Raw genomic sequence first — 4716 nt, forward strand, 5'->3', positions numbered from 1 at the left:
CCCGTTCAATCCGGGCTTCCTGCCCAACGCGCTGCTGCGGACGATCACCGACCCGCTGAGCGAGCAGTACCCGGGCGAGCGCCTCGAGGTGTTCACCGTCCCCTATGTGGCGCAGTTCCGGAACCCGCAGCGGCCCAACGAGATCACCTACGACCAGAGCCGCGCGGAGGGCACCGAGCGTGCCCGTGCCGAGCTCGCCGCCGTGCACGGCCGCTGCCCGTACACCTCGTTCATCCTGCTGGGCTTCTCGCAGGGAGCGGTGATCGCCGGGGACCTGACCAACGAGATCGGCACCGGCAACGGGCCCGTCCCCGCCGACCTGGTGCGCGGGTCCGTCCTCATCGCCGACGGACGCCGCCTGCCCGGCGAGGGGCAGTCGCCGGGACTGTCGCCCGGCAACGGCCAGGGGATGGAGATCTCCCTGCAGCCGGCCACCGGGCTGACCCAGCTCATCGCGGGCGCCACCATGACCGGGCCGCGCCCGGGCGGGTTCGGCGAACTGAACGACCGCACGGCCCAGATCTGCGACTCACGCGATCTGATCTGCAACGCCCCGCTCAACGTCGTCGACGGTGCCGCCCGGTTCCAGGAGTTCGTCGCCAACAACGCGATCCACGCCATGTACGCCACGAACCCGGACGTCATCCCCGGGACCACCGTCCCCGAGTGGACGATCGGCCACGTCAGCGAGCTCGTCGACGCCGCTCCGGAGATCGCCCACGAGTGACCGTCGCGCCCGTCCTCGGCGCCCGCGGGGCGACACGCCTGGCGACCTGATGATTCGGAGTTCGGATGTGCCCTGAGGCACGCTGTAGGATCGACAAAGCTTGTCGTCAGTGCACCCGGCATATCCGTGGTCGACGACGTCGACCAACGTAGGACGGATCGGAACGGAGCAACGTGGAGTTCGAGCAGTATCACGACGCCGGAGGGGCGATCGTCATCCCTGATCGCACCACCCTTGTCGACTTCGTCGAAGCCAACGTCTCCGCCGCACGCCAGGACCCCGCCCATGACGGGCTGGTCTACCGCTATATCGACTACTCGGCCTCCCGCGACGGCGAGGTGCACGAGCTGTCGTGGACGCGGTTCGGCGAGCGGCTGTACGCCATCGCGGCCCGCCTGCAGCAGGTCGCGAAGCCGGGGGACCGGGTGGCCATCCTCGCTCCGCAGGGCCTGGACTACATCGTGTCGTTCTTCGCCGCGATCCAGGCCGGGCTCATCGCCGTGCCGCTGTTCGACCCGGACGAGCCGGGTCATCACGACCGCCTCCACGCGGTCCTCGGCGACTGCACGCCGGCGGTCATCCTCACCTCGACCGAATCAGCCGCCGGGGTCCGGAAGCTCTTCCGGGAGTTGCCCGCCCGCGAGCGTCCGCGCACCGTCGCCGTCGACGCCATCCCCGACGAGCTCGGCTCCGGCTGGTCGCGACCGGACCTCGGCGCCGACGACATCGCCTACCTGCAGTACACCTCGGGCTCGACCCGGGTGCCCGCCGGTGTGGAGATCACGCACCGCAACGTGGTCACCAACGTCATGCAGCTCTTCGACGGGCTGGGACTGACCCGCTCCTCGCGCGGCGTCACCTGGCTGCCGCTGTTCCACGACATGGGCCTGCTGACCGTCATCCTGCCCGCGATGGGCGGGGCCACCATCACGGTGATGAGCCCCCGCGCGTTCGTCCAGCGGCCGGGTCGCTGGGTCACTCAGCTGGGTGCCCAGTCCGGCTGCGACGGCGTGTTCGCCGCCGCCCCCAACTTCGCGTTCGAGCACGCGGCCCGCCGCGGACTGCCCAAGGAGGGCGAGACCCTCGACCTGTCGGGTGTCACGAGCATCATCAACGGCTCGGAGCCCGTCACCCCGGCGTCGATGCGGGCCTTCAACGAGGCGTTCGCCCCCTACGGGCTCGCGCCGACCGTCATCAAGCCGTCCTACGGCATGGCGGAGGCGACGCTGTTCGTCTCCTCGCCCCGACGCGACGACGAGGCGATCGTCATCCACGTCGACCGTTCCGACCTCAACCGCGGTGTCATCACCGTCCTCGACCCGTCCGAGGTGGAGGGCAACGAGGACGCCATCCCGCAGGTCGCCTGCGGTTACGTCGCGCCCAGCCAGTGGGCGGCGATCGTCGAGGCGAACATCGACGAGGCCACCGGGGAGCACGACGGCACCGGCCGCGAACTCCCCGAGGGACGCGTCGGCGAGATCTGGCTCCACGGGACCAACGTCGGACGTGCCTACTGGGGCCGCCCCGAGGAGTCCGAGGCCACCTTCGGTAACCGGCTCGTCGAGCGGCTCGAGGAGGGGTCCAAGACCGTCCGCGAGTTCGGGACCGTGCCCGAGGACGCGAGATGGCTGCGCACCGGCGACTACGGTGCGTACGTCGACGGCCAGCTGTACATCACCGGCCGCGTCAAGGATCTCGTGATCGTCGCCGGCCGCAACCACTACCCGCAGGACCTGGAGAACACCGCACAGAGCGCGTCCGACGCCCTGCGCCCCGGCTTCGTCGCCGCGTTCTCCGTGCCGGCCAACCAGCTGCCGATCGACGCGCGTAACGGCGCGGACATCGCCGTCGATGACTCCTCGGAGACGCTCGTCGTGGTCGCCGAGCGTGCGCCCGGGGCGGGCAAGGCCGACCCCGGCCCCGTCGCGGACGCCGTCCGATCGGCGATCTCCGCGCGACACGGCGTGACCGCCCAGGACGTGCTCCTGGTCCCCGCCGGATCCATCCCCCGCACCTCCAGTGGCAAGATCGCGCGCCGTGCCTGCAAGGCGGCGTACGTGGACGGCACACTGCGCGGGGGCTACCAGCAGACCGCCTTCCCGGACCTGCCGGCGCAGTAGCGTCCTCCCGGCCGGGCCGGTTCACGGCACCACGGGTGCCCCGCCGCGACGGGACACACCGGACGACACCTTCAGGAAAGGCGAGCCACGACGATGGCACAGAGCGAGATGACGGTAGTGGAGCTCCGCGAATGGATGCGGGGCTGGGTCTGCCGGGCCACCGGGCTCGACGTCTCCAAGGTGACCGACGACCGCTCGCTGGAGGAGTACGGCCTGTCGTCCCGCGACGCGGTGTCCCTGTCCGCGGACCTCGAGGACCTCATCGGCCGACCGCTCGACGCGACCGTCGCCTACCAGCACCCCACCATCGCCTCGCTCGCCGAGTACGTGGTCAACGGGCCGGCGGAGGTCGACGAGCCCACCGACTTCCACACCTTCCGTGAGCGCGGCGCCGGCATGGAGTTCGACGTGGCCGTCATCGGGTTCGCGACCCGCTTCCCCGGCGGCGCCGACACCCCCGAGGCGACCTGGGAACTGCTGGCCTCCGGCCGCGACGCCACGACCCCGCGCCCCGACGGCCGCTGGTCGGAGTGGGCGGGCGACGCCTACGTCCAGCAGGTCCTGGCCGAGGCCCCGGACCGCGGCGGCTGGCTCGACGACTCCGAGGTCAAGGACTTCGACGCCGAGTTCTTCGGCATGAGCCCGCGCGAGGCCGAGATGGTCGACCCGCAGCAGCGGCTCGCGCTCGAACTCACCTGGGAGGCCCTGGAGAACGCCCACATCCCGGCCAGTGACCTCAAGGGCCGCGAGGTCGGCGTGTTCATGGGCTCGTCGTCCAGCGACTACCAGGTCCTGCTCACGTCGGACTCGGCCGCGGCCTCGCCGTACGCCGTCACCGGCGCGTCGAACTCGATCATCTCCAACCGGATCTCGTACACCTTCGACTTCCGTGGCCCGTCCATGACGCTGGACACCGCCTGCTCGACATCGCTGGTCGCGATCCACGAGGCCGTCAACTCCCTGCGCCTGCACGAGTCGGACCTCGTCGTGGCCGGTGGCGTCAACATGATGCTCGCGCCCGCCGCCACCATGGGCTTCGCCAAGACCGGCGCCGCGCTCAGCCCCGACGGGCGCATCAAGGCGTTCTCCTCCGACGCCAACGGCATCTGCCGCGCCGAGGGCGGCGGCGTGTTCATCCTGAAGCGCCTGTCCGAGGCGGAACGGGACGGTGACGAGATCCTCGCCGTCATCAAGGGGTCCGCCGTGAACTCGGACGGCCGCTCCAACGGCATGACCGCCCCCAACCCGGACGCTCAGGTCTCCGTCCTGCGTCAGGCCTACGCCGACGCCGGCGTGGACCCGCGCGAGGTCGACTACATCGAGGCCCACGGCACCGGCACGATCCTCGGTGACCCCATCGAGGCCACCGCCCTGGGCCAGGTGCTCGGCCGCGGCCGCGACGCCGACCGGCCCACGCTCCTGGGTTCGGCCAAGACCAACTTCGGGCACATGGAGTCCGCCGCCGGCGCCGCCGGCCTGGCCAAGATTGTCCTGGGCATGCAGCACGACGCCGTGCCGCCCACGATCAACTACGCGGGCCCCAACCCGTACATCGACTTCGACGCCGCCCGGCTCAGCGTGGTCACCGAGACCACCCCGTGGCCGCGCTACAGCGGCCGGGCGGTCGCCGGCATCTCCGGTTTCGGCTTCGGTGGCACCAACGCGCACGTCGTGGTGGCCGAGTACCGGCCGCAGCCGGCCCACGTCGTCGTCGACGCCCCGTCCGACACCTCCACCGACGTCCCGGCCGACACCGGCCCGACCCCGGCGACCACCGACGCCGCGACCACCACCGCGACGGCCACGGACGACGACGTCGCCCGCTGCGTGGCCGACGCCGTCGCGCGCAACGCCGACGAGCTCGCCACC

General features: G+C 71.4%; 3 protein-coding genes. All 3 read left to right on the forward strand.

The features are described from left to right. On the forward strand, positions 1–727 hold a 727-nt coding region (locus tag G6030_RS06165), incomplete at its 5' end, for a cutinase family protein (RefSeq protein ID WP_182642519.1). Positions 728–900: 173 nt separating this feature from the next. Beyond that, positions 901–2847, forward strand: a complete 1947-nt coding sequence (gene fadD32, locus G6030_RS06170) for a long-chain-fatty-acid--AMP ligase FadD32 (protein WP_182642520.1) — start codon at positions 901–903, stop codon at positions 2845–2847. A gap of 93 nt (positions 2848–2940) precedes the next feature. After that, positions 2941–4716: type I polyketide synthase (locus G6030_RS06175; RefSeq protein ID WP_182642521.1), on the forward strand; the 1776-nt coding region annotated here is incomplete at its 3' end.

It is taken from the genome of Dietzia sp. E1 (assembly GCF_014145015.1).
In the GTDB taxonomy this organism is placed as follows: Bacteria; Actinomycetota; Actinomycetes; order Mycobacteriales; family Mycobacteriaceae; genus Dietzia; species Dietzia cinnamea_A.